Source organism: Acetobacter okinawensis (assembly GCF_002153655.1).
Taxonomy (GTDB): domain Bacteria; phylum Pseudomonadota; class Alphaproteobacteria; order Acetobacterales; family Acetobacteraceae; genus Acetobacter; species Acetobacter okinawensis_A.
Genome location: NZ_JOPJ01000017.1, coordinates 20,424 through 44,966, shown reverse-complemented (window position 1 = coordinate 44,966; position 24,543 = coordinate 20,424). Strand labels below are relative to the sequence as shown.

General features: G+C 61.2%; 24 protein-coding genes. 15 read left to right on the top strand and 9 right to left on the bottom strand.

Annotated features, from left to right (window positions below; all coding sequences use genetic code 11):
- Window positions 1-22: 22 nt before the first annotated feature.
- Genes HK26_RS08710 through HK26_RS08700 form a run of 3 tightly spaced genes read left to right on the top strand, consistent with a single transcriptional unit; the run spans window position 23 to window position 1,934 of the window.
- Window positions 23-1,117 (top strand): flagellar basal body P-ring protein FlgI, encoded by a 1,095-nt coding sequence (locus HK26_RS08710; protein WP_257640950.1) that lies wholly within the window; start codon window positions 23-25, stop codon window positions 1,115-1,117.
- A gap of 6 nt (window positions 1,118-1,123) precedes the next feature.
- The gene (locus HK26_RS08705) at window positions 1,124-1,516 is read left to right on the top strand and encodes a rod-binding protein (RefSeq protein WP_257640936.1); all 393 of its coding nucleotides are present in this window, start codon (window positions 1,124-1,126) and stop codon (window positions 1,514-1,516) included.
- Window positions 1,506-1,934, top strand: a complete 429-nt coding sequence (locus tag HK26_RS08700; RefSeq protein WP_086639427.1) for a hypothetical protein — start codon at window positions 1,506-1,508, stop codon at window positions 1,932-1,934. The genes HK26_RS08705 and HK26_RS08700 overlap by 11 nt, the downstream gene beginning before the upstream one ends.
- 86 nt (window positions 1,935-2,020) lie before the next feature.
- Here HK26_RS08700 and HK26_RS08695 read toward each other — a convergent pair whose 3' ends face one another.
- Complete coding sequence (locus tag HK26_RS08695; RefSeq protein ID WP_180539458.1) at window positions 2,021-2,527, bottom strand: hypothetical protein; 507 nt, start codon at window positions 2,525-2,527, stop codon at window positions 2,021-2,023.
- 31 nt (window positions 2,528-2,558) lie between these two features.
- Window positions 2,559-3,323: a glycosyl transferase gene (locus tag HK26_RS08690; protein ID WP_143296325.1), complete on the bottom strand. Its 765-nt coding sequence runs from the start codon at window positions 3,321-3,323 to the stop codon at window positions 2,559-2,561.
- Between the two features lie 236 nt (window positions 3,324-3,559).
- Between HK26_RS08690 and HK26_RS13880 the strand changes: the two genes are divergently transcribed.
- From HK26_RS13880 to HK26_RS08650, 8 genes are all read left to right on the top strand, one after another.
- On the top strand, window positions 3,560-5,707 hold the full coding sequence (locus tag HK26_RS13880; RefSeq protein ID WP_086639425.1) for a DUF1217 domain-containing protein: 2,148 nt from the start codon (window positions 3,560-3,562) through the stop codon (window positions 5,705-5,707).
- Window positions 5,708-5,846: 139 nt separating this feature from the next.
- Window positions 5,847-7,199: a flagellar protein export ATPase FliI gene (gene fliI / locus HK26_RS08680; protein WP_086639528.1), complete on the top strand. Its 1,353-nt coding sequence runs from the start codon at window positions 5,847-5,849 to the stop codon at window positions 7,197-7,199.
- Between the two features lie 10 nt (window positions 7,200-7,209).
- On the top strand, window positions 7,210-7,635 hold the full coding sequence (locus tag HK26_RS08675; protein ID WP_086639424.1) for a flagellar FliJ family protein: 426 nt from the start codon (window positions 7,210-7,212) through the stop codon (window positions 7,633-7,635).
- Between the two features lie 196 nt (window positions 7,636-7,831).
- Window positions 7,832-8,596 carry a hypothetical protein gene (locus HK26_RS08670; protein WP_086639423.1) on the top strand — a complete coding sequence of 255 codons (765 nt, stop codon included), beginning with the start codon at window positions 7,832-7,834 and terminating at the stop codon, window positions 8,594-8,596.
- Between the two features lie 17 nt (window positions 8,597-8,613).
- Window positions 8,614-10,002: a flagellar motor protein MotB gene (locus HK26_RS08665; RefSeq protein WP_086639422.1), complete on the top strand. Its 1,389-nt coding sequence runs from the start codon at window positions 8,614-8,616 to the stop codon at window positions 10,000-10,002.
- A gap of 78 nt (window positions 10,003-10,080) precedes the next feature.
- Window positions 10,081-10,965, top strand: a complete 885-nt coding sequence (motA, locus tag HK26_RS08660; RefSeq protein ID WP_086639421.1) for a flagellar motor stator protein MotA — start codon at window positions 10,081-10,083, stop codon at window positions 10,963-10,965.
- 62 nt (window positions 10,966-11,027) lie between these two features.
- Window positions 11,028-13,043, top strand: coding sequence for a hypothetical protein (locus HK26_RS08655; RefSeq protein WP_143296324.1), 2,016 nt, complete (start codon window positions 11,028-11,030; stop codon window positions 13,041-13,043).
- A 39-nt stretch (window positions 13,044-13,082) separates the two neighbouring features.
- Window positions 13,083-13,874, top strand: coding sequence for a flagellar hook assembly protein FlgD (locus tag HK26_RS08650; RefSeq protein WP_086639419.1), 792 nt, complete (start codon window positions 13,083-13,085; stop codon window positions 13,872-13,874).
- Between the two features lie 242 nt (window positions 13,875-14,116).
- On the opposite strand, the gene HK26_RS08645 is transcribed toward HK26_RS08650, so the two are convergent.
- Window positions 14,117-14,584, bottom strand: coding sequence for a TM2 domain-containing protein (locus tag HK26_RS08645; protein ID WP_086639418.1), 468 nt, complete (start codon window positions 14,582-14,584; stop codon window positions 14,117-14,119).
- A 334-nt stretch (window positions 14,585-14,918) separates the two neighbouring features.
- Here HK26_RS08645 and HK26_RS08640 point away from each other — a divergent pair, with 334 nt between their 5' ends.
- From HK26_RS08640 to HK26_RS08625, 3 genes are all read left to right on the top strand, one after another.
- Complete coding sequence (locus HK26_RS08640; RefSeq protein ID WP_180539456.1) at window positions 14,919-16,421, top strand: methyl-accepting chemotaxis protein; 1,503 nt, start codon at window positions 14,919-14,921, stop codon at window positions 16,419-16,421.
- 289 nt (window positions 16,422-16,710) lie between these two features.
- On the top strand, window positions 16,711-17,106 hold the full coding sequence (locus HK26_RS08630; protein WP_086639415.1) for a flagellar biosynthesis regulator FlaF: 396 nt from the start codon (window positions 16,711-16,713) through the stop codon (window positions 17,104-17,106).
- A 33-nt stretch (window positions 17,107-17,139) separates the two neighbouring features.
- On the top strand, window positions 17,140-18,663 hold the full coding sequence (locus tag HK26_RS08625; protein WP_086639414.1) for a protoglobin domain-containing protein: 1,524 nt from the start codon (window positions 17,140-17,142) through the stop codon (window positions 18,661-18,663).
- A gap of 68 nt (window positions 18,664-18,731) precedes the next feature.
- Here the strand turns inward: HK26_RS08625 and HK26_RS08620 are convergent, their stop codons facing one another.
- The 6 genes from HK26_RS08620 to HK26_RS08595 form a co-directional block, all read right to left on the bottom strand.
- Window positions 18,732-20,051, bottom strand: coding sequence for a flagellar hook protein FlgE (locus tag HK26_RS08620; protein ID WP_086639413.1), 1,320 nt, complete (start codon window positions 20,049-20,051; stop codon window positions 18,732-18,734).
- Between the two features lie 225 nt (window positions 20,052-20,276).
- Window positions 20,277-21,395: an EscU/YscU/HrcU family type III secretion system export apparatus switch protein gene (locus tag HK26_RS08615; protein ID WP_086639412.1), complete on the bottom strand. Its 1,119-nt coding sequence runs from the start codon at window positions 21,393-21,395 to the stop codon at window positions 20,277-20,279.
- A gap of 11 nt (window positions 21,396-21,406) precedes the next feature.
- Window positions 21,407-22,219 carry a flagellar biosynthetic protein FliR gene (locus HK26_RS08610; RefSeq protein ID WP_257640935.1) on the bottom strand — a complete coding sequence of 271 codons (813 nt, stop codon included), beginning with the start codon at window positions 22,217-22,219 and terminating at the stop codon, window positions 21,407-21,409.
- A gap of 37 nt (window positions 22,220-22,256) precedes the next feature.
- On the bottom strand, window positions 22,257-22,532 hold the full coding sequence (locus HK26_RS08605) for a flagellar biosynthetic protein FliQ (protein WP_086639411.1): 276 nt from the start codon (window positions 22,530-22,532) through the stop codon (window positions 22,257-22,259).
- A 9-nt stretch (window positions 22,533-22,541) separates the two neighbouring features.
- Window positions 22,542-22,928, bottom strand: a complete 387-nt coding sequence (gene fliE / locus HK26_RS08600; RefSeq protein WP_257640934.1) for a flagellar hook-basal body complex protein FliE — start codon at window positions 22,926-22,928, stop codon at window positions 22,542-22,544.
- 88 nt (window positions 22,929-23,016) lie between these two features.
- On the bottom strand, window positions 23,017-23,820 hold the full coding sequence (locus HK26_RS08595; RefSeq protein ID WP_086639409.1) for a response regulator transcription factor: 804 nt from the start codon (window positions 23,818-23,820) through the stop codon (window positions 23,017-23,019).
- Window positions 23,821-24,111: 291 nt separating this feature from the next.
- On the opposite strand from HK26_RS08595, the gene HK26_RS08590 reads away from it, so the two are divergent.
- Window positions 24,112-24,360 carry a hypothetical protein gene (locus HK26_RS08590; protein ID WP_086639408.1) on the top strand — a complete coding sequence of 83 codons (249 nt, stop codon included), beginning with the start codon at window positions 24,112-24,114 and terminating at the stop codon, window positions 24,358-24,360.
- Window positions 24,361-24,543 lie beyond the last annotated feature (183 nt).

The following is a 24,543-nucleotide window of genomic DNA, read 5'->3' as shown; positions in this document are numbered from 1 at the left end:
GCCACGGTGGGCCAGAGCCTTTATGGCCGCCGTTTTTGTGCTCTCCCTGTTTGTGCCGCTCGCTCCCGCCCACGCCATTTCCGTGCGGGTGAAGGATATTGTCGATTACGAAGGCGTGCGGGACAACCAGCTGGTCGGCTACGGGCTTGTGGTGGGCCTGCATGGCACGGGCGACCGTCTGACCAACATCATCTTCACGCGTGAGACGTTGATCAGCATGCTCAACCGTCTGGGCGTGAACATCCGTGACCGCGAAATTCAGTTGCAGACGCATGACGTGGCCGCCGTAATGGTTACCGCAACCCTTCCCCCGTTCTCGCACGGGGGCGGGCGGATTGACGTGACCGTCTCCGCCGTGGGTGACGCGCAGGACCTGACCGGCGGCACCCTGCTGGTCACCCCCCTGCAGGCCGCGGATGGCGAGGTCTATGCCGTGGCGCAGGGCTCGCTTGTAACCAACGCCTTTACTGCGGGCGGGCAGGCCGCCACGGTCACGCGGAACATCCCCACCAGCGGGCATATTGCCAATGGCGGGGTGGTTGAACGTGAGGTGCCGGTCAAACTGGGTGAGACAGGAGTGATCCACCTCTCGCTCCACAACCCCAATTTTACCACCGCAACCCGTGTGGCCGAGATTATCAACCGCAGCATAGGCGCGCGCATGGCGCAGGTGGATGACCCGCGCACCATTGCCGTGGACCTGACCGGGCGCAACGCATCGCTCACCCTCTACCGTATCGGGGATTTGCAGATAGAGCCCGACACCATGGCCAAGGTTGTGGTGGACGAGGCCAGCGGCACCATTGTGATGGGGGACAGCGTGCGGATCAGCACCGTGGCCATTGCGCAGGGCAACCTGACCATTCAGGTGACGGAAACCCCACAGGTGGTCCAGCCCGCACCGTTTTCCAACGGGGTGACTGCCGTGGTGCCACGGACACAGGCCAATGTGAGCACGGACAGCTCGCACAGGCTTGGCATCCTGCGTGAGGGGCCAACACTGGCCAGCCTTGTTGCAGGCATGAACGCGCTGGGCATGGGCCCGCGTGACATGATCGGTATTTTGCAGGCCATCAAGGCGGACGGCGCTCTTCAGGCCGATCTGGAAGTCAGGTAGTCAGGCATGAGCACAATAAGCAGTGTGAGCGCGGCCCAGATGGCCGCCGCCCAGAATGCGGCAGCCCAGAACACCACCCAGAGCACCGGCTCCGCCCAGTCGGGGCTGAGTGCGAAAACGCTGGAGAAAATCCGCCAGTCCGCCATCGAGTTCGAGGGCGTGACCATAGGCGAAATGCTCCAGCCGATGTTTGATACGGTGGATACGTCCAACGGTCTGTTCGGCGGTGGTGCTGCGGAGGCCCAGTTCCGCTCCATGCAGGTGCTGGAGTTGGGCAAGCAGATTGCCAATAACGGCGGCATTGGTCTGGCAGACAGCGTATACCGTCAGATGCTGGCCATGCAGGAAACCGCACAGCAGGAAAAAACGCAGCAGAAGAAGGCAGACCATGACCAGTAAGCCAGATGACCTGCAAGCCCGCCTGCTGCAGGCCCTCGGGGCTGTCAGCACCCTGCTGGAGCAGGAGAACACCCTGCTCACAGCGGGCCAGTGGCAGGATGTGGAAAAACTGCTGCCGCGCAAGCGTGAGCTGATGCAGGCGCTCCACAAGCTGCTCCCTGCCGCCAAGGCGCAACCCCTGACCGCCGAGCAGCGCAGCGCGCACATCAGCCCCGAGACAGAGGCCGCCTTCAACCACTTCAATACGCTCGTGCGCGCCAATGACACTCTGCTGCAAAGTGCCATGGCGGCGCAGGACACGCTGATCAAACTTGTTTTGGAAGATGCGGTGCAGGAGCAGCGCACGGGCTATGGGGCCTCTGGCGGGTATGCCATGGGGGCCCACACCAACGCTCTGGCCCTGCGGAGCGACGTCTAGCCCTCAGTTATGGCTAGGCCCGACGCACAGGGCCGTTGCGGGGCAGGTTTGCCCCAGCCACCTTTATGCGGCCCAGTGGGTGGCGCTTACCAGTAAGCGCCGGTGACCTTGCGCGGCTGGTCGCCAGCAGGGTCTGCCCCTGCGTACCATGCGCTCCAGTCCCACAAAAATGTGTCACGCCGGTTTTCTGCCGTCATGCTTGCCAGTTCATCCACAACAGGTGTGGGCTGCTTGTTTTTGGCCCGCATCTGGGTGGCGTCCATTTCCCGCAGGGTGCGGAAGGCGGTCTCGGACCCCATGTACACACATCCACAACCCAGCGGGTCCGCGTACAGATAGATCGGGCCGGAGGGGGATGGCCGGTAGGTCAACTGCCCCGGTGGCAGCAGGTTCATCATGGCGTAGCGCGCGGTGGTGTCCGCCTGATGGGCAATAAACCCTGCCTCGGACAGGGTTCTCCCCTTTTCCAGATACGGGGCGGCGGGGGACATGCACCCCGCCAGCGCAAGGCACCATAACCCGGTTGCGGCCTGCGCCACCCGTTTTATGCTGCGGGGTGCGGCTTTGGGGGGGAGGGAGCTGCCTGTATGCATCTGCCGGGTTCCGTAATGAAAAAAAGGGGTTTTACAGTGCGGATGGGGTCGCGTCTGCCATGCACAGGGGCGGCACGCAGGCGTAGGCCTTGATGGTCGAGTAATGCAGGCTCATCAACTGTTCAAGCGTTTGCGCCGGCGTGCCGCCGTCCAGCGGGTTGGCGGCGGGTACGGTGGTGCTGGTCAGGGGCAGGCACGCCTTGATCAGCTTGTCCGCGCCAGAGGGGGAGATGGCATAGCCGCACACGCTGGTGGTGGTCATGAGCGGGAAGGCAAGGGAGGTGACTTCCATCTCGCTCAGGGCGGCGGCGCCATGGGCGGAGTAGGGGGGCTGTACCGCGCCGGTAAACAGGGCCAGATCGGGCAGGATGTCCAGCTGGAGCGTGACCCCCGGTGCGGTGCCCCACAGAACAAAGTCCCAGTCCTGTGGCAGGCTTGCCAGTATGCGGGTGCTCTCGGCCTCAAAGTTGGCGCACAGCACGGCATTGCCAGCAAATACATGGGCCGCCGTCTGGTGCTGGGCCACGTTGCCCCAGAGCGAAATATGCGAGAGGGCCTGCGCAAATGCGGCCTGCGTAAACAGACACTCGGCGGAGATCAGGTTCATCTGCCGCATGGCCTGCACGTCCAGCCCCTGCGCATCCACCCCTACCGAGCGCACAAGGTCGGGAACATGGGCGTTCAGGCGTGTAAAGCGCTCGGTCTGCTGTGTTGCTGCGTCACTGCTGATGAAGAACTTGAACATCTGGTGGTCCTGATCTGGTGACGCGCGCAAACGCCGCGTAATGAATGACATATCTGGCGCCGCCGCGCGCGGTATTAAAAACGCAGCAGCAGCCGGAATTGAACGGGCGTAAGGATAGGGCAGACGGGGGCGCATGGAAAGCCTTGGGGCCAGCCAAACCTGCCCGGGTATATTCCTGTGGCTTTGTCGGGTGCAAAACCGTATAATGACTGCGCTTAAAAGAATTTGCGGGTCATAGACAGCCAGGGCCCGGTGTTGGTGTATGCACACGTGAAGGATGAGGACTGATGAGCATTAGCGGGATCTCGCCGGTAAGCCAGTATCTGACGGCCCTGAAGAATGAAGATACCGCTGCCTCCACCTATGCCAAAACGGATGTGACCACCAAACAGGCCACCGCTGCGTTTGAGCAGTCCGCGAGCACCATTAAAAGTGTTGATGCGCTGATGAAAAACTACTCAGCGCTCAATGTGGTGCTGGGGGCGTATGGCATGGGGTCGTATTCCACCGCCACGGCGCTGATCAAAAAACTGCTGACACAGGACCCCACATCCTCCACATCGCTCGCCAAAAGCTCGAGCAATGCAACGTGGCTGGCTTTTGCAGATGCCTTCAAAACATGGGGTCAGGGCGGGGGTACGGTGCAGACAAACCCGCTGACGTCCTCCAGCATTGCATCCATTGTCAACGAATATGAGACCGACACAGCGACGTCGCTCAGCAGCGACCTGAAGACCTTCAATGCCGCGGCCTCCAGCATTACCACGGCCTCCGCCCTGCTGGCCAACACCACGGTGCTCAATGTGGTGCTGACCGCATACGGTCTGGATTCGCTCGAAGGCGATACATCGGTCCTCAACGCGCTGCTGACGCAGGACCCCACCTCCTCCACATCGCTGGCGCAGACGTCGGGCAATGCGGCGTGGCAGGTGTTTGCCAATGCTTTTCAGGACATGGGTAAAAATGGCGGCACGGCCACGGCCTCGCCTTTTACCAGCATGACCATGACAACCATTTCCCAAGGTTACAGCATTGCGGTCAATTCGGCGGTAGACAGCAACGCCAACGCGTTCAAGGCCGAGGCCGCCACCATGACCTCCGCCTCCGACCTGCTGAATAACGACACCGTGCTGTCCATGGTCATGTCCACCTACGGGCTGGATACCAGCACGGACAACTCCAAGATTCTCAGCGCACTGCTGACGCAGGACCCGACCTCCTCCACATCGCTGGCGCAGGCATCGGGCAGCACCGCATGGCAGGATTTTGCCACGGCCTTTAAAAACATGGGGCAGAATGACGGTACGGCAACGTCCACCCCGTTTACCTCCGCGACCATCAGCTCCATTGCGTCCAAATACACATCCGTGATCGATAGCGGCACCACAAGTGCCATTGCCTCCTTCAAAAGCGATGCGGCGGGCATTAGCTCCGTGAGCAGCCTGCTCAGCAACAGCTCGGCCTTGCAGGTGGTGCTGGGGGCCTATGGTCTGGGCTCCCTTGCCTCAGACCCTGCGGTGGTCAAAACCCTGCTGACACAGGACCCGGATTCGTCTACCTCGCTGGCGCAGACCTCGGGCAACACCGCGTGGCAGACCTTTGCTCAGGCGTTCAAGGCATGGGGGCAGAACAACGGGCAGGGGGCTATTATGTCCACGTCCTTTGTGGCGTCCCTGACATCGAGCTTCCAGTCCAACACCGACTCACTGGTGCAGTCGAGTGTTGCCAGCTTTGAAAGTGCGGCAGGCTCCATTACCACCGCGTCCGCCCTGCTGGCCAATACGGTGGTGCTGAATGTGGTTACCGGGGCGTATGGGGTGGATGCGTCCAGCAATGAGTCAACCCTGCTGAATGCCCTGCTGACACAGGACCCCACGTCTTCCACCTCTCTGGCCAGCGCCTCGGGCGATTCAACGTGGCAGAGCTTTGCCACCGACTTCAAGGTCTGGGGGGCAAATGGCGGCAGCGTCAGTGCAACACCGTTCACGTCCACAAAAATCCAGAGCATTGTGGATGATTACCAGTTGCGCCAGTACGAAAGCAGCAAGGACCTGAGCGATAACGGTGTTGGTAACGCCCTGTATTTTACCCGCACCATGAGCAGCATTACATCCTTGTCGCAGCTGATGTCGGACCCGACCCTGCTCAAGGTGGCAGAGACCGTATCGGGCTATGACCCCGACCAGTTTGGTGCGTTGGACTATGACCAGCAGGTACGTCTTTTGTCCAAGAAGGTGGACCTGACCAAGCTGTCCACCCCCAAGCAGATCCAGCAGTATGCGGAGCAGTATCTGGCCATGTTGCAGATCAACCCGCAAACGCCCGATACGCCTGCCTCCATGCTCGACCTGTTCGGTGGCAGCAGTGATGATGACATTCTCTCCCTGTTCGGGGATTCCTCATCTTCGGGTGATCTGTACTCCAGCCTGTTCTAGGCCCGCAGGTTCCACCCCGGCTGTATGGGGTGGGGCGGCATAACCCCCTCTCTGTCTGGTTGGTAACGTGAGTTCGGACCCGCATTCTCCCTCGCCTGTCGATGTCTCCGTTTCTGCCCTGTCCGGTGTGCTGGATGCGGTGCGCGGGGCCATTGCCAGCCCACGCCATGATGTGCCGGTAGGGGTGCTGGAGGGGCGGGTGACCGGGCTTTCGGGCCTGTCCGTCTCGCTCAGTGGTCTGCGGGATTTTACGGGTGTGGGCGACCGCGTGACCATTTACGGGCTGGATGGGCGGCAGACGCAGGCCGAAATTGTGGCCTTTGCGCAGGACATTGCCATTGCCATGCCCTTTGGCTCGCTGGAGGGCATTGGCTCGGGCTGCCGCGCCACCTTCCGCCTGTATGATCAGGAGCAGCGTCGCCTGAGGGCGGGGGGCACGCTCATGGTCAATGCCGCGTGGCAGGGCCGGGTGGTGGACCCCATGGGCCGCCCGATGGATGGCAAAGGCCCGCTCCCGTCCGAGGGCACAGCCCAGCGGCTCCATGCCGCCCCGCCCGAGGCCGCCATGCGTGCCCGCCTTGGCCCGCGCATAGACCTTGGGGTGCGCGCGCTTAACCTGTTCACCACCTGCCGCGAGGGCCAGCGTCTTGGCCTGTTTGCAGGCTCGGGCGTTGGCAAGTCCACCCTTATGGGCATGCTCGCGCGGGATACGGCGTGTGATGTGGCGGTGATTGCGCTGGTGGGCGAGCGTGGGCGCGAGGTGCGCGAGTTTGTGGAGGATGATCTGGGGCCGGAGGGGCTGGCCAAGTCGGTTGTGGTTGTGGCCACGTCCGACACATCCCCCCTTATGCGGCGCGAGGCCGCCTATGCTGCCATGGCCGTGGCTGAGCACTTCCGCGATCAGGGCAAATCGGTGCTGATGCTGATGGATAGCGTCACCCGCTTTTGTCAGGCGCTGCGCGAGATCGGGCTGTCCTCGGGCGAGCCACCGGCAACACGCGGCTACCCGCCCAGCGTGTTTGCCGAGCTGCCCCGCCTGCTCGAACGCGCAGGGCCGGGGCTGATGGACGAGAACGGCCACGCCGGGCAGATGACGGCCATGTTCTCCGTACTGGTGGAAGGGGATGACCAGAACGAGCCTGTGGCCGATGCGGTGCGCGGTATTCTGGACGGGCACGTGGTGCTGGAGCGGCGCATTGCCGAGTCCGGGCGTTACCCTGCCGTCAATGTGCTGCGCTCGCTCTCCCGCACAGTGCCGGGGTGCCTGACGGAGGAGGAGGGCCAGCTTGTGTTGCAGGCCCGCTCCTGCCTGTCCACCTGGGATGAGATGCAGGATATGGTCCGCCTTGGCGCGTACCGCCCCGGCAACGACCCGCGCGTGGACGAGGCCATTCGGGTGGCTCCGGCGGTGGAGGAGATGCTCAAGCAGCGCAAGGGCGAGCGCGCCACCTTGGCCGAAAGTTTTGACGCCCTGCGCGGCGCGCTCTCCTAGCTGATCGGGGATGAGTAGCGCGCGAATCCGCTCCCTGCGCGCGCTTATCCGCGTGCGCAAGACGGAGGTGGACGAGGCCCGCGCAGGCATGTCCCGTGCGCTGGCGGCCGAGAGTGCGGCCATGGCCGAGCTTGAGCGGCAACTGACCCAGATTGAAGTGGAGCGGGACGAGGCCGAGGGCGATGCAGGGCGGGAGTCCTTCCGCCTGTGGCTGCCCATTGCGCAGGAGGAGGTGGCGCGCGCCGAGCAGGTGGTGCGCCGCACCCGTGCGGACTCCCAGCGGGTGCGCGAGGAGCTTATTCAGGCCAATGCCGCGTTCAAGGCCGCGCAGACCCTGCTGGAAAAGCGCGAGGAAGAGGAGCGCGTTGTGCGCGCCCGGCGCGAGCAGGCCGAACTCGATGATCTTGCCCGCCGCCGCCGCCCGCCTTTTCTGTAAGGTGGGGCAGGGCCACTGTTTGGTGGCGATAAACTGCAAACCCATGAAAAAACGATGGCAAATGGCTCTTTTCTGATGTTTGATCCTTGAGAAAGCAGTGTGCGCCCGCTATCGCTTACAGATGGTAAGGGGCTGACAGTGATCGTGTACCATGCGACCCGTTTCTCCCCACACTCGTGAGTGATTAGGAAAACGTATGCAACAGACAGCGCTGCCACCTGCAAAAATTTTTATTGCAACGCCATGTTTCGGCGGGATGGTGACACAGGAGTATATGGAATCCATTATTGCCTGCGCCGGTGTTCTTCAGGTTCCCATGACCCTCTCCCTTCTGGGGGATGACGCCATGATCACCCGCGCGCGCAATACGCTGATGCACAAGTTCCTAACCCTTTCCGATGCAACCCACCTGCTGTTCATTGATGCGGACATCGGCTTCCCGGCCGAGGCCCCCGCCCGCCTGCTGGCCGCTGGCAAGGACGTGGTGGCCGGTGCGTACCCGATCCGCGAATACTTCTGGGACAAGACAACGCAGGAAAACATGCTGCATGGTGAGCCGCAGGACACTGCCTCCTTGCGTTATGTGGGCGAGACAGAAGCCATGCACCAGCAGATTGAAAAAGGACCTATGGTCCAAACGCATTATGTCGGCACGGGTTTCATGCTGATCAGCCGTCAGGCGCTGGAGCGGATGGTCAAAGCCTACCCCGAGACCGCCTACACCCGCATAGACGCCGCCAAAGGGGAGACGGGGAGCACCGCCTACGCCCTATTTGATGGCAGCATCGACCCCGAAACCGGAACCTACCAGAGCGAAGACTTTACCTTCTGCCGCCGCTGGCGCGAAATTGGGGGGGAAGTCTGGCTGGATACGTCCATCAATCTGACACATGCAGGCCGTGCCGCGTTCCATGGCAAACCGGGCTGCCGTGTTGGCATGGTTCACCACAAGGGCGCCTAAGGTCGCAGTAGCACCACATGCCAGATAACAAAAAACGCCCCATCATTATCAAACGTGGGGGTGATTCAGGCGAGCATGGTCACCACGGTGGCGCATGGAAAATTGCGTACGCCGACTTCATGACCGCCATGATGGCCTTCTTTCTGGTTATGTGGCTGCTCAATGCGACAACGGAGGAGCAGCGTAAGGGTATTGCGCAGTTCTTTAACCCCATGGCGGAAAAAGACACCCGCCTTGGCTCCTCCAATGGCATGCTGGAGACCTCTCCATCCCCCCTTACGGCAGGGACCACCCTGCGCAAGGTCAAGGATGGGGATGCCCCCGAGGATGACGGGGGCGAGCAGTCCGGTGCAAAAGACGCTCCCCGCCGCTCGGAGGAGGGGGGCTCGCCCGACAATATTACCCGTGGGCTCAAGGCGCACCTGACCCCCGCATCCCCCGCCATTATTCCTGTTGGCGGGCCGGAGAGCGGCGGCGGCAAAAGCATTGGCACCATCGGGGTGGACAACCCCGTGGCCGCTGCGGCCGAACAGTCCAAGATCGACAACATGGTGCAGGGGCTGGAGCAGTCCGTGGCGCAGAACCCCGATACGCAGCAGGCGGCCAAGAACATGTCCGTCTCCTTCGGGCGCGATGACATCCGCATTGAACTGCGTGACGCCAACAACACCCCCATGTTCGACACCGCTTCGGCCACACCCAATGCGGCAGGGCGCAAAATGCTGGAGCAGATTGGCGCATGGCTGGCCCCCATGCCCGAGCAGCTCTCCATTGTAGGGTATACCGATGCCGACCAGTACCGCGCCTCCAAGCGTGGTGGCATGTCCAACTGGACCCTGTCCGCCCAGCGGGCAGATGGCGCGCGTGAGGTGCTGGTCAGGGCGGGCTACCCGGACCGCAATATTCTCAGCGTTTCTGGCCGTGCGGACCGTGACCTCGCCTTACCGGCAGACCCCGCTTCCGCCGCAAACCGGCGCGTGGTGCTTATTCTGCACCGCCGGTTTGTAAACCCCGACCAGCCCGGTGGGGCCATTGTGCCCCTGCCCGCGGGTGGTGGTGCTCCGGCGGCTCCCCCAGCCAGTGCACCGGGTGCTCCGGGCGTTCCGGCGCAGGCTCCGGCCCTTGGGGCTGCTGGGTCTGCCAATGGGCCTACCAGTGGGCCTACCAGTGGGCCTGCCAGCCCTGCAACGGGTGGTGCGGCCCCTGCGGCGGTTGCTCCGCCAGCCCCCCCGGCTGCAGCACCCGCCCCGCCCACACCTGCACCGGCCGCTGTGGCGCGGCGGCGGCAGGGTGTGCGGTTGCGCGCAGTCACACGGCCAGCAGCACCACAGACCACGGCCCCGGCCGCGCCAGTGGACCAGCCTTTTCAGCCCTCGCAGGATACGTGGACACCCGCGCCGCAGTAACCCGCCCGTAACAGACGATATCGTGCCGCAGGCCAGAGTGCCCACCCGGTACAAGTAGATGAAAGTGGAGACCGTTAAATGCTGTTCATCGGGGGGCTCATTTTTGCGCTGCTCTGCGTATTTGGTTCGTTTGTGGCATCCGGGGGGGCACTGGCACCCCTTATTATGTCCATGCCGTTTGAGCTGCTGACCATTCTTGGGGCTGCGGTGGGTATTTTTGTCATGTCCAACTCCAAGGACGTGCTCAAGGAGTTCCCGCACTACCTGCGCCGTACCATCAAGGGGCCACGCTATAACAAGGCGGCCTATACGGAGCTGCTGGTCACGCTGTTCCGCTTTATGCGGCTGGCGCAGGCCAAGGGCAACATGGCGCTGGAAGAACACATTGAAAACCCCAACGACAGCTCCATTTTTGCCCTGTCGCCCAATGTGCGGGACGATCTGGCGACCCGCAGCCTGATCTGCGATTACCTGCGTCTGGTCAGCCTGAACATGGATGACGCCTACCAGCTTGATGAGGTCATGGGCCGCGAGCTCAAAAAGAACCTGAGCGAGGAACTCCATACCGCCGAAAGCCTGCAAAGCATTGCCGACGCCCTGCCAGCTCTTGGCATTGTGGCCGCCGTGCTCGGGGTTATCAAAACCATGGCCTCCATCAGCAAGCCGCCGGTCATTCTGGGTGAGATGATTGCAGGCGCACTTGTCGGGACCTTTCTGGGTGTGCTTTTGTCTTATGGTGTTGTGGCCCCGCTTTCGTCTAGAATGCGCGATGTGGTCATGCAGGACGCCCGCTACCAGGACCTGATCCGCACGGTGTTTGTGGCGCATCTGCAAGGCAACCCGCCGCAGATCTGCGCGGAAATCGGGCGTAAGGACATACCGCATGCGTTTATGCCAACCTTTGCCGAGCTGGATTCCGCCTTGTCCGAGGCGACAAACCCGGGTGCGGCGGCAGCAGCCTGACGCAGCAGCCACACAGGCGGCAGACCTGAGGGCAAACGCCCACGGGTGGGATGGAGGAAGTGATGGGTATTAAGTCAACAAATGCCGCCAACCTGAGCGAAAGCGCACAGGATACGCCGCTTGCCTCCCTGCTGGCCGCCGTTGCCGCACGCAGCACCACGGCCACCACAACCCCCGCCACCTCACAGACCAGCGGTTTTGCCGCGGTGCTCAAAAGCATGTCGCCGTCCACCACACAGGCGCGTGCTGCCAGTACCCGGCAGAGTGCAACCACACCATCCGCCAGCAGCGCCACCCCGGCAGATACGGAGCAGGTAGGCAGCACAACGGCGGACACCACAAGCCAGAACACGCCCGACCAGAGTGCTACCACGCAGGGTGCGGCCAGCCGGTCCAGCCAGTCTGGTGCGTCTGCCGCCACGGGCAGCAGCAAACAGGCCGCGACCAGCGCCTCGGCCACTGCAACGCAGGCCAGCTCCCCCGCCAGCGCCAAAAATCAGTCCAACTCCAGCGTGCAGGATGATGCCACGCAGGCGGCAGACAGCACGGCAGACACCAGCACAACCACAACTGCGGCGGATGCCAGCCAGAGCAGCACGGTCTGGAGCATGGCGGAAACTCTTATGCAAATGGCCATGCAGGGTGCCGCCGCCGTGCAGGCCCAGACGCAGGGCACGGACGCCACACAAGCCAGCACCAACACCGCAGGTACGGACGCCACACAGGCAGATGCGGTAGCCACCACCGGTGCAGGGGCGGCACTCCAGGCCGCCGGGCAGGATGTGAGTGCACTTCTGGCTCAGGCCGGTGTGCTGTCCGCTACAGGCCAGACCGCGGCGGATGCGCTGAGCGCACTGGGGCTGACCCCCATAACCGCACAGGGGGCTTTGGCATCGCTCGGTGCTGGTGCGTCTGCCGTGGCTCTGGGGGCGACCTCGGCCATGGCGCAGCCTATAACCAGCGGTGCAGATACCCTGTCTGCCTTTGCCGCAGCACAGGCAGGGGCAGCATCGGTTGCAGCCCTGCCGGTGGCGCAGCTTACACTGGCGGAGACTGCGGTGCAGGCTGGCGCGGCTACGGCTGCCACCAAGGGCCTTGGCGCAACAGGGGCTACCAGCAGCGCGGCCACACAGGCAGCCAGAACGCAGGCTGCGGGCAGCGCAACGGATAATACGGCGCAGCAGGTCGCCCTGACGCTCCAGCAGGTTACTGCGGCTGTGAGCAATGTGAGTGTCACGCAGTCTACCCAATCCACGCAGCAGGGGGCGGGGCTTGCGACCTCTGGCGGGCTGAATGGCCTGTCGCTGGATACCACGGCCATGGTAGCGCTGGGCAGCACGGTGCAGGAGAGCACGGCCCAGAACGCATCCGGTTTTTCCGACCAGTCCGGTAGCGGTGCAGAGGGGGAAGGGCAGGCCCTGCTGGCCGAGACCCCGCTCCAGAGCGGTGCGCTGGCGCAGAGTGCCGCACAGGGCGTCTCCAGCTTTGCTTCTACCCTTGGTGGCGCGCTGGAGGGGCAGAGCACGCAGGCGGCTCCGGCACAGGCCGCCGCAGCCACGGCCTCGGCCACGCAGGGGGATGAGCCGACTACAGGGCTGTTCTCTCTGGCCAATGCAAACAGCACGGATACGGGCGTATCCGTAACCGTTATGACCGCCGATTCCACACCGGTGCATGTGCGTGTGCAGGGTACGGATGGGGTGACCACAGGCGTTGTGCTGCAAAGCGAGGACGCGGCAACCGCCCACCATCTGGCCAGCACACGGCATGAGCTTGTTGCAGCACTGGACGCAGCAGGTGTAAACGTGGGACAGCTCAAGATAGATGTTGTCAACGCGAGCGATGCTGGCAACAGCACCTCCTCGCAGGATAATGGCGCGGGCAGTGCGGCAGGTGGCGCTTTTGGTGGTGCTGGCACCAGTGCTGGGCAGGGCGGTGGTCAGTCCGCTGCCGGGGCGTCATGGACCGCCAGCACGCTGGCTGGTGCTCAGGACGGCGTAGCAGAGGGGGCGGACAGCAGCGCGCCCGCATCTGGTTCGCGCGCATATGATGGACGTGGGGTTAACATTACCGCCTGACCCCGGGCGTATAGAGGCAGACAGGAAGGAAGCAGGCGTATGTCCACGACATCACTGACAACAAACGAATACAACCTGCTTTCGGCAGCGGAATCGACCGCCAAAAGCTCTGCGGCTACGTCCTCGTCGTCCGGGTCTTCGTCGTCCACATCTTCAACGGCGGCGCTGTCCTCGCTCGCCAATAACTACACCACCTTTTTGACCCTGCTGACCACGCAGCTCCAGCATCAGGACCCCAGCAGCCCCATGAGCTCGGATTCATTTACGTCCGAACTGGTGCAGTTTGCCGGAGTGGAACAGCAGGTGCAGACCAACTCCAAGCTGTCCTCGCTCATCTCACTCAACGAGAGCGGGCAGCTCAGTGCGGACAGTGCGCTTGTTGGCTCCAAGGCCACGGCCACCTCCACCACCCTGCCGTTGCAGAACAGCTCGGCCACGCTCAATTACAAGGGCACGTCGGGGCAGACTGTGGCCATTGCCGTGTCCAACTCGTCGGGGACCATCGTCAAGGACGATCTGGTGACTGCCAGCAGCGGCACCAATACATGGACATGGGACGGCACGGACAACAGCGGCAACAAGCTGTCCGATGGGGCTTACAGCGTTGCGGTCAAAACCATGGATTCGTCTGGCACCACGTCCGATGTGTCGTTTACGGTTACGGGCACCATTACGGGTATCCAGACCGGCACCAACGACATGGAAGTGCAGATGGGCGGCGCGACCATACCCATGAGCAGTCTGGTCAATGTTTCCTCCTCCAGCTCTTCTTCTTCGTCGTCCTCGTCCACATCGTCCGGCACGTCGTCCTCTTCCACCACGGGGTCCTGAGTGCTCGGGGGGTATGGCCGCGCCATGCCCCCCTGAGCCGCGCGGGCGGGTTTGCCTGTTGCAGGCGCCTGAGGTGCAGACTGCCTGTTCTGTTTAACAGGGCAGAGCGTGTAACATTGGGCGTGCAGTTTGGCACGTAGGTGTGTGGATATATAAAAAAAGGGTGGTGTTCTTGTAGAACACCACCCTGAAAATACTATTATAAATAAAAATCTGTATTTATAATATGTAATACCGAAAAATCAGAACCATTCTTTTTTATTGACGACGTAAGTCTGGTAAAAATCCTGATCGCTTTTGGTAATGTAGATAATCCCTTCTACAAAAGCGATAATATAGATGGCAATGCTGGGCAGCCCAAAAAGGAAGAAGCCGAACAGCGTGACCAGCAGCATAATAATGCCGGCCTTGTTATAGCCAAGGTAGAACTTATGAATACCAAGACCACCAAGGAAAAGGGCAAGAACGCACGCCACAACCCGTGACTTTTCGCCCGAGGCGCCAAGGTTTATGCCGGGGTTTTGCCCGCTGATGGCAAAAATGGAAAATGCCTCGTTACCCTGCGTGTCAAAATCGATTGTCGTACCCTGCCGGATCGCATTAAAATCGGATTTTACATTGACGCCTTTAAAGTGATAGCGCTGGTTGTCATCCCCGCTAATAAGACCTTCTCCGGTTCGGGCGTCATAATTAATAATAGTTCCGCGCATAATTCCGGCTCCATGAATGAATCTTCTTTTTCTTATAAAATTTTTTTTTAAGGAGAGAAAGAAAAATTACAAGACCGACAGGTTACAGCTTTTTGTAACCTGAGTGCTGCCCGTTTATGCTGGAAAAACCAGAAAATACTGGAGCAGTCGGGCTTTTTTTCAAGCGTTTTGTGGGGTGCGGGGGAGCGCAGGCACCTAGGGGCTGGCGTGCTGTGCAAAGGTGCAGACGGGTGGGTGATGTATACGTCAGTTATGTCTTAACATTAAATTGACGGACCCCGGGGGAGGGCGGCTATGCTTGATGCAAATAATTGGCATTAAGGCAAAAAATTCCATGTTGGCCTGGTTTACCGAAAAAGCTCCTCTGCGGCGCAAAATTTCCATCGTCATGGCCTGTCTGCAAACCTATATGCTTTTGCAGATTCTGGTGCAGCTTGTCAGTTCAGAAATGGACCTGCCACTGTCGGTACAGCGTTATCTGGGTCTTGGTGGGTTTGCGGTCAGTTCGCTCATGGTTTTTCTGGCGCGCTGGGTGCTGATCAGCCGCGCTGCCGTACCGTTTGAGACCATTACCGCCCTGACCGAGCGCATTGCCGCGGGCAAGCTGGATGAGCAGATCCCCTACACAACATGGACCGATTGCGCGGGCCGCCTTGGCAAGGCGCTGGCCACCTTCCGCATGGCTCTGATCAAGCAGCTGGACCTGCAAAAAGTCGCGCAGGAGAGTGCAGCCGAGCAGCAGCGCCTGAGCGAGCTGGCACAGCAGCGCACGGAAGAGCAGAATGGGCTGATTGTGGAGTTGGGCAAAGGCTTGCGCACACTGGCCGACCGTAATCTGGCGTTCCAGTTTACATCCCCCTTTGCGCCCGAGTTTGACGCCCTGCGCCGGGACTTTAACGAGGCCGTTCATTCCTTGTCCGAGGCTATGGAGGACGTGGCCGCCGCTTCCGCCCTTATTCAGGGTGGGTCGATGGAAATTGCCGAAGCCTCGCAGGATTTTGCCCAGCGGACCGAGCGGCAGGCTGCGGCCATGGGGCAGATGGCGGCGTCCGTAACCAGCGTGAAAAACGGCGTGGACAACCAGTCCGAAGCCGCGCAGGAGGCGCGTGACGCAGCACAGAACGCCCATGCCGCTGTGCAGCGCTCGACCAAGGTCATGCTTTCTGCCATGTCTGCCATTCAGGAAATTGCGACATCTTCGGCCAAGATGTCCGCCATTATTGGTATTATTGACGACATTGCCTTCCAGACCAATCTGCTGGCCCTTAACGCAGGGGTGGAAGCCGCCCGTGCGGGCGATGCCGGGCGCGGCTTTGCCGTGGTGGCGACCGAAATCCGCGCTCTGGCGCAGCGGTCCTCCACCTCCTCGCGCGATATCCGTAGCCTGATCGAAATTTCCACCAAACAGGTGACCGAGGGCGTGCGTCTGGTGGAACAGACCGACAAGGAACTCCGTCTGGTGGCCGGGCAGGTGGAGGCCATTACCGGGCATGTGTCCAACATTGCTACGGTCGCGCGTGAGCAGGTGGGCAGTCTGGGCGAGGTCAACACCGCCGCCACCCATATTGACGCCACCACCCAGCAGAACGCCGCCATGGTGGAGCAGACCGCAGCCGCGGCCCATAACCTCAAGACCGAGGCCGCCAATCTGGTGAATGTGGTGGGCCACTTTACGCTTCCCGGTGGTACGGCTCTTGCCGGGCCAGCGGGTGGCAGGGCAAGGGCCGCGCTGGCCAGCCCTGCGGCGGCACCTCGCCGCCCTGCCGCCATTGCAGCCGAGCCGCGCGCACCCCGCCAGCTTGAAAGCAGCGTGGCGGATGGCTGGGCTGAGTTCTAGCATATTCCACCCCCTGCTGTTCAGGCGGGGGAGCGGGCAATGGGGCCGGGCACAGTGTGTCCGGCCTTTTTTGTTGTGTGGTGCGGGCGCTCACGCAAGTGTGGGGTTGGGCGCTGCTGAAAAACGGCAAAAATATAGAAATTTTTTATATATTGGTGCAACACTGCGCATAGAGGTTCCTTGAGGTTGCTCTGGCCACGCTCAGGCGCCGGGTGTAGAATGAATGACACACACGTTGCTGGTTTCTGCCCAAGGGGTAGGGGGCGGCTGATAAAAAAATGGTGCAATCATGATCCATCCCGCAATGCGCGCCTACCAGAATGTGGCAGGATACTCCCTGACGGACCGACAGGCCGATGCGACCTGCTTCAGACTGCTGATCGATGAGTTGGAAACGGCGTCAGCCAGCACCGACCCCTCCGTTCGGCTGAAGGCCCTGACCAAGAACCAGCGTTTGTGGTCCATGATCATGAAGGCGAATTCGCTGGATTCAGGTGCTACAAATTATGAAGACAGGGAACTTATTGTAAGGCTGGCCTCTCAGGCCCAGCGTTACGGCATTCGCGCTATTCTTGATAACACTCTGTCCCTCGCTCCCTTGGTTGGAATTGCAGAAACCGTTCTGGAAGGTTTGGAAACATCCGCAGGTGCCGGACAGGAGTTCGATACCGACGCCATGCTCTGAACGGTGGGGGAGCCAATATAAGGTGGCTCGACTATGGAAAATGCGGACGCGCGGGCAGGCCGGTGGCAGCCTGCCTCGATAGCTGACAGACTGTCTTTTATGGGCATAGAGCGGCGCGAGCGTGACACGCTGGCCAGCATGGGCCCGGATATGGCCGATATTCTGGACGAGAGCCTGTCCGAATTTTATCAACGTGTGCATGACGTGCCCGATCTGGCACGTTTTTTTCCAACTCAGGCAACAACAACCAAGGCCCGCAGCGCGCAGCGCATGCACTGGCAGACCATTTTGTCAGGCAAGTTCGGGCCGGATTATGTGGCGGATGTGACCCGCATCGGCCATGCCCACGCCCGCATTGGGCTGGAGCCACGGTGGTATATAGATGGCTACGCCGTGCTGCTGGACGCCATATGCCGCCGCCTGATCAAACGCGGGGTGCAGGGCGGCCCACGCTTTGCCCTTGGCCGTGCGGCATACGAGGCCGAAATGGGCGAAAAGCTGGGCCAGCAGATTGGGGCCATTCTCAAAGCCGCTTTTCTGGACATGGACCTTGTGATTTCCACCTATCTGGCACGGCTGGAGGAGGAGCGGCAGAAGGCTGCTTCCGAACGTTCCGCGCTGGAGCAGATCGCCCAAGCCCTTGAGCGGGTGGCGGAAGGGGACCTGAGCGCTACGCTGGCGCAGGATGTGGCCGAGCGCTCCCCCGTGCTGGCGGCAGCTTTTGCCAAGCTCAAAACCGGGCTGAACACGGTTGTGTCCGATATTCGGCAGGTGTCCACGCAGGTGGAGGACGCAGCGGTCTCCATCAGTCAGAGCAATGCCCGTATTCTCAGCCAGAACGAGGCGCAGGTCGGCTCCATCCACCGGCTGACCAACGCAACGGCCTCGCTCGAAGCCTCGTTGGATGATGTGTCGGACCAGACTTTTGCCGCCGAGAGTGCAGCGCGCAAATGCGTGGAGGCCGCAGCGCGGGGCAACACCAACATGCACGACGTGCGCGCCACCATGGCGGATATTCAGACGGCATGGAAAACCATCTCCGATCTGGTTGGTTCTATCCAGAACATTGCAGCCCAGACCAACTTTCTGGCGCTTAACGCCAATGTGGAGGCAACGCGGGCGGGGAGCATGGGGCGTGGTTTTTCGGTTGTGGCCATGGCCATCCGCGACCTGTCGGTCAAAACCTCCCATGCGGCACGCCAGATTGCAGCCAGTGCGCAAAAGAATGAGGCCGTTATCCGCAGTGGAGCGGACTCGGTTAATCAGATGGTGGCTGATCTGGCCGACATAGGGGCGGGCATTGCTGTGGTGAACGCGGCCATAAGCAAAATTAACAAGGAAATGGGCGGCCAGCAGCAAAGTGTAAAAGGCACCCATCGTGAGGCCGCCGCCCTGCGTGACCTGACGGAAAAAACCTCCGCCATGTCCGAGCATGCTTCCGCCGACTGCCATGACCTGAGCCAGCGCTCGGCCAGAATGGTGGATTTGGTGAGCAACTTTGTCCTCTCCGAGCATATGCAGGATTACGAGGACGATTACCCGATAGCCGCTGAATAGGCGGGCATAAAAAAACCGGCCTGCTTTGGGGCAGGCCGGTGCATAAGCACGCTGGTTTAAAGCGCGGCTTACTGCTTCATGGCGATGGTGGCCTGGAGGAGCTGGTCCGCCGTGGTCACAATCTTGGTGTTGGCGGTATAGGCTTCCTGCGCCACAATCAGGGCGGACAGGTCGCTTGTCAGGTCGGTGGTGGAGGATTCCACATAGCCGACTGTCAGGGAGCCTGTAGCGTTTTCACCCACAAGCCCGGTCTTGGCGCTGCCCGATGCGGCGGTGGCCGTGTAGGCCTGACCATCCTGCGACAGCAGACCGTTGACGTTGGCAAAGTTGCTGAGTGCGACCTTGCCGATCAGCTGTGTGTCCCCGTTGTCGAACGTCGCCATGACAGAGCCATCGCTTTCGATGCTGGCGCTCTGGTATGTGCCAGAAGTCACGCTGTCGCTCGTGGTTTTGGGTGTTGTGGCAGAGGTGCTGAGGGACATACCGCTTGTGCCACCAATCGTGCCGATGTTGACGTTTACGTTCTGCGTATTGCCATCGGGGTAGGTAATGGAGATCGGCAGGTTGGCGGAAGCCCCGTTCAGGGTGGAGGTCACGTTGTTGCCGGAGCTGTCGGTCACGGATTTCAACGAACCATCAGTGTTGAAGTCCACCGTATAGGCCGTTGTCGGTGTAATGGACATGCCCGTGGTGCTGGACGTGGCTTTTACAGTCCACTCTGTTGTGGAGGACTGCGTCCACGTCAGGGTGACATCCCCGGTGTTGTCCTTGGGTTTGGCCTGATTGTAGGTGCCATCGTAAACAGTGGTGTCTGTTGTAACCGCACTTGCACCACTGACGGAGGACAGGGTGCCTGTTGCTGTCAGCGTTGTGGTCTGTGTGGGCCGGAAGGTCACGTTGGCAACATTGATCTGGGTTACGCTGGACGTATCCAGCGCGCCGGTCGTGGAGTTGACCATGTAGCCATCAAGGTAGTAGCCGCTGGTGTTCTGCAGGTACCCGTCCTTGTCCTCATAGAACTCACCGTTACGGGTGTAGTACTGCTCGGCTGCGAAGTCAGCGCCGGTGGAAGTGACCGCGCCGGTCTTTTTGGAGACGTTGAACAGCCCGTTGCCCGAGATGGACATGGCCAGCCCGTCCGTGCTGGAGGAGGCGGTGCCCTGCGAGTTGACGTGCTGCACGGTTACGGCGGCCACGGAGTTTGCCACACCCTGCGCAAACGAACCGGAGGTGGAGCCGGCACCGGCCACAAAGTCCTGGAACGCGGTTGTATCGGCCTTGTAGCCGACCGTCTGGCTGTTGGCGATGTTGTTGCTGAGGTTGGTAAACGCGGTGGACTGAGCGTTAATCCCGCTGACAGCCGTGGTAAGGGAGTTGAAAATAGACATATGCCGTCCCTGCCTTGTGGATGCGCAGTTCTCTTACGCTGGCTGTCTGTGCCGGGGTGTGGGCACGCGCATCAGCCACTGGGTTGCTGGCGAGCAGGGCTCCGGGGGCTTTGACAAGCCTGACCATATGACCTGCGCCTTAAGTTACCCAACTGAGTAGCATGTAGGGCGTGGAACGCAAGTTTTTCCTGCATGACAGAACTGTAAACCGCCGTTTTCCAGCCCTTAGCGCCGCAGCCGTGGCGCCTGTTGTGCGGGCTGCTGCACGGGGGGGGGTACGGCCCGCGCGCCGGGGGTCTTGAGTTTCATTACATAGGCAATAATGGCCGCGACGGGCTGGAAGTATTCGGCCGGAATTTCGGAATCGATCGGCAGGGTATACAGGGCGCGCGCCAGTGGCGGGTTGGGCACAATGGGCACACGTGCCTCCTCCGCCGCCTCACGCATACGCGCGGCCAGCTCGTCCGTGCCTTTGGCAACAATTTTGGGGGCGCTGTTTACCCCGTTCTCGTACTGCAGGGCCACGGCGTAGTGGGTCGGGTTGGTGACAACCACCGTGGACTCCTTGACCGCCTGCACCATGCGGCGGCGGCGGCGCATACGAAGCTGGCGTTGGCGGGCCTTGACCTTGGGGTCCCCGTCCATTTCCTTGGTTTCGTCCTTGATGTCCTGAAAACTCATGCGTAGCTGTTGCAGGCGGTTCCAGCGTGTCCACACGTCATCGAGCACGGCAATGACGGCCTGCACCACCAGCACCACCAGCGTTGCATAGACAAACCACGAGATAAGCTCCCCCGTAAGGTGGCGCACGCTCCACCGCTCGGACACGGGGGCCACGCGCAGGGTCTCCTTGGCCACGCCGTACAGGACAAAGCCAAATACAATCAGCTTGATCAGGCTTTTGGCGGTTTCAATCAGGTTGTTTTTGCTGAACAGGCGCTTGATCCCCTTGGCGGGGGACAGGCGCATGATGTCGGGCATAATGGCGTTGGGGCGGAACAGGAACCCGCTTTGCAGCATGCCAAAGCACAGCGTGACCAGTATGCCCGTGCACACCAGCGGGGCGGCCAGCCACACCCCTTCCAGCATGGCCTGTATGCTGGCGCGGTAGAGGGAGGCCCGGTCAAAGGGGATGCTGTCAAAATGGGCCATAAGCCCATACATGTGTTTGACAAAGCGGAAGGCGGATACGCTGGTGGTCGTGGTAAAAACGATCAGAAACCCGCTGAGTATGACCAGTAGCTGCACCTCGCGCGATTGGGCAATGTTCCCTTCCTCACGCGCGGTTTCCAGCCGTTTGCCGGTTGGGGCTTGGCTCTTTTCGCCCGAGCTGTCGTCTGCCATGGCTCAGACTCCTACGGGTGCGGTGTGGCCGCGCCAATGCCGGGCAGGCTGAGCAGGAAGTCCCCCGTACGCTCCTGCCACACACCGCTCATGACCTGAATGAGTATGGCCAGCAGCAGCACCCCGCCCAGCAACTGCGCAGGCATGGCCATGGAATAGACCTGAATGGAGGGCAGCAGCCGGTTGAGCACCCCCAGCATGGCGGGCCACAAGGTGCCGATCAGCACAAATGGGGCAGAAAGCTGGAAGGCCAGCATAAAGCTCTGTGCCGTAACCTGCGTAACACTGCGTGCCATGTCCCCTACCATGGGCATATGGCCGGGGGGGAACACCGTGTAGGAGCCGGTTACGGCGGCCAGTGGCAGCACATACAGCCCCGAGGACATGAAAATGACCGGGACCAGAAACGCCGCCATATGGCTGATGGCCGTACTGCTTGCCCCCAGGTCGGGGTCGGGCTGGAGCACGCTGGCCAGCCCGGTAAAAATAGCCACAAACTGCATGGAAATGCCCAGCGCGAGCGAGATGACCCGCGCCAGCCAGCCAATAAAAATGCCGTAAAGGATTTCGCCCGCAATAATGGCAATGGCGCGTGCGGGCATGTGCAGCGCCTGACCGGATACGTCCTTGAGCGCGTTGTGCTCAATGGGCAGGATGGCAAAGGTAATGCAGATGGCAATGCCTGCGCGCACCACCATGGGGGATGTGCTCTCCCCCAGTCCGGGGGCGGCCAGCACCAGCGCACTGACCCGGCACAGCACCAGCAGGAACATGGCGGCCAGCACCTGTATGGACCCGCCGGGGAACAGCAGGTAGTCGGTCATGCCCGCTGGCTGGCCCGCAGTTTGGTGCGCGGGTAGGTCATGAGCCGCCAACCATGATGATCTGGTCAAAAATGGTGCGGGAGTAGGTGTTCAGGGTAGAGGCCATGTAGGAGCCGGTCAGCAGCAGTGCCGCCATGGCGGCTATAAACTTGGGCACGAAGGACAGCGTGGCCTCGCTCACCTGTGTCATGGCCTGAAACAGCGAGACCAGAACACCCGCCGCCAGCGAGGCCAGCAGGGAGGGGGCTCCCAGCTTGACCGCCACAAACAATGTCTGGCGCAGAATGTCGTGGATATCGACTGTATTGTGCATGACCGGGTCTTAAATCGTCATTTTCATGACATCCTGATAGGCCTGCACAACGCGGTCACGCACGGTGGTGACGGTTTGCAGGGTCAGCTTGGCCTCTTCCACGGATGTGGCGATGTCGCTCATGTTGCCTTTGCCCGACAGGCCGGCGGCGGTCTGGGCTTCTGCTGTTTTGCCAGTCTGTATGGCGCCCTTGAGCGCGTTATCCAGTGCTGACGTAAAGCTTGAAACAATATCGGCCCCGCCCGTGGAGCCTGTGCCCTGTTCGTCCGTGGTGGACTGCGCGTTCTTCTGGGTCTGCCCGTAGGCGTTGAGCGCATCGAGGCTGCGTGTGGTGATGTCGCTAATCATTGTGGCCCTGTCTGGCGCGGAGGGGAGCGGGTGCCGCCCATCCGCCACGGTAGTGGTCTGGATTATGGGGGCACTCTAGTCCATTTGGCCCCTGCAAGGCCAGTGGCTTTTATGCGCCCCCACCAATCTTTGCGCGTTAGAGCACGTCCATCTTGCTGATGGGGGAAATAACGTTGATTCCCCGTGTAACGGGCAGACTTGTCTCGCGCGAGGCGGGGGTGGCGCTGGCGTTGTGCGCGTTCATGCGCGCACCAAGGGGGATGAACGCCTGCTCGTTCAGCCTGTAGCCAATGCCCCACTGGGTGATAAAGGGGTCGGTAATGCCAAATTCGCGCATTTTTTTGCGGATTTTGCAGATCATTACGTCAATGATCTTGCCGTGTGGTTCCTCCTGCCCGGCGTAGAGGTTGTCCAGCAGGGCCTCCTTGCTGAGCACCTGATTTTTGCGCAGGGTCAGCAGTTCCACCACGTCATATTCACGCGGGGTCAGGGGCAGGGGGGTTTTGTCTATGCGGACCTGCCTGCGGTCCACGTTCACCACCATACGGCCTACGTGCAGGCTCAGGCTGTCATGCCCGCCGGTGCGGCGCACAATGGCGCGCAGGCGGGCCAGCAGTTCCACCGGCTCAATGGTGGAACTCACGCAGTCATCCGCACCAATGGACAGGGCGTCGGCTACCTCCGCAGGGGTGCTGGCCCGCACGATCATAATGACCGGGGTAGGAATGCGGCTGTTGCGGATGTGGCGGAGCAGGCGTGTGTCAGGCTGGGCAAGCTGGATGACAACAATGTCGTACTGTGAGCGGCGCAGGGTTTCCACCACCCCTTCGGGGCCGGACATGGTGATGGAGAGCGCCCCCTCCACCGCCGCTTCGGCCAGACCATGGCAGGGCCGGAGACCGCCGGGGGTTGAACTGTCTCCAATACACAACAGGCGCATATTTTATTCCGTCTTTTTTCCGTCTGGCGGTTCCGTGGTGTTGGCACGGGCATGCCCGCGCAGAACTGCGGCGCACCGGCCATATTCGGGGAGATGGCGTGTGGTGCTGGCCGGGTATTTGGGGTGTGTTCGGGCCTGCGCAAGACCAGACTCCAAAAAACACCTTGGCTAAGGCATGACCATCCCATAATCTGAGCGCAAGATTTTTTCTGCTGGTTTGCATACGGCCCCGCCGTGCGGCATACCGGCTTTAGTTTTTTATATATGCCTTTTAACCAGAGGGTCCATCAAATGGCAGATACCACGGTTGCAGCCCAGCTTGCCTCCAGCATGCGCAATGCCACGGTCCACATGACTCAGGCCGCGCACCGCTCGGTCCAGCCCGAAAATGTGGCTTCCAGCGCGGTCAAGCTTGCTTCCACCAGCCAGGACGGGTCCTCCTCCTCCATGCAGTTTGATGCATCCGGGCAGGTTGTGCCGTCGGGTACTACGCATAACAAGCACTCCGGTTCGGCAAGTTTTATCAATCTTCTGGCCTGACCACCCGGACCGGGCCGGGTTACCCCGGTCCAGCGCGGGTATCGGGTTGGTCGAAGGTGTTTTTTTATCGCATGGCGCTTCAGGGTATCCATGTCTGGCAGCGGGTCGCTCCCGGTCTGCTTTTGCATGGTTGACAGGCTTTTATGTCCTGCCCCGGTGGGCGGGTCGGTTGGTCACAGGTCT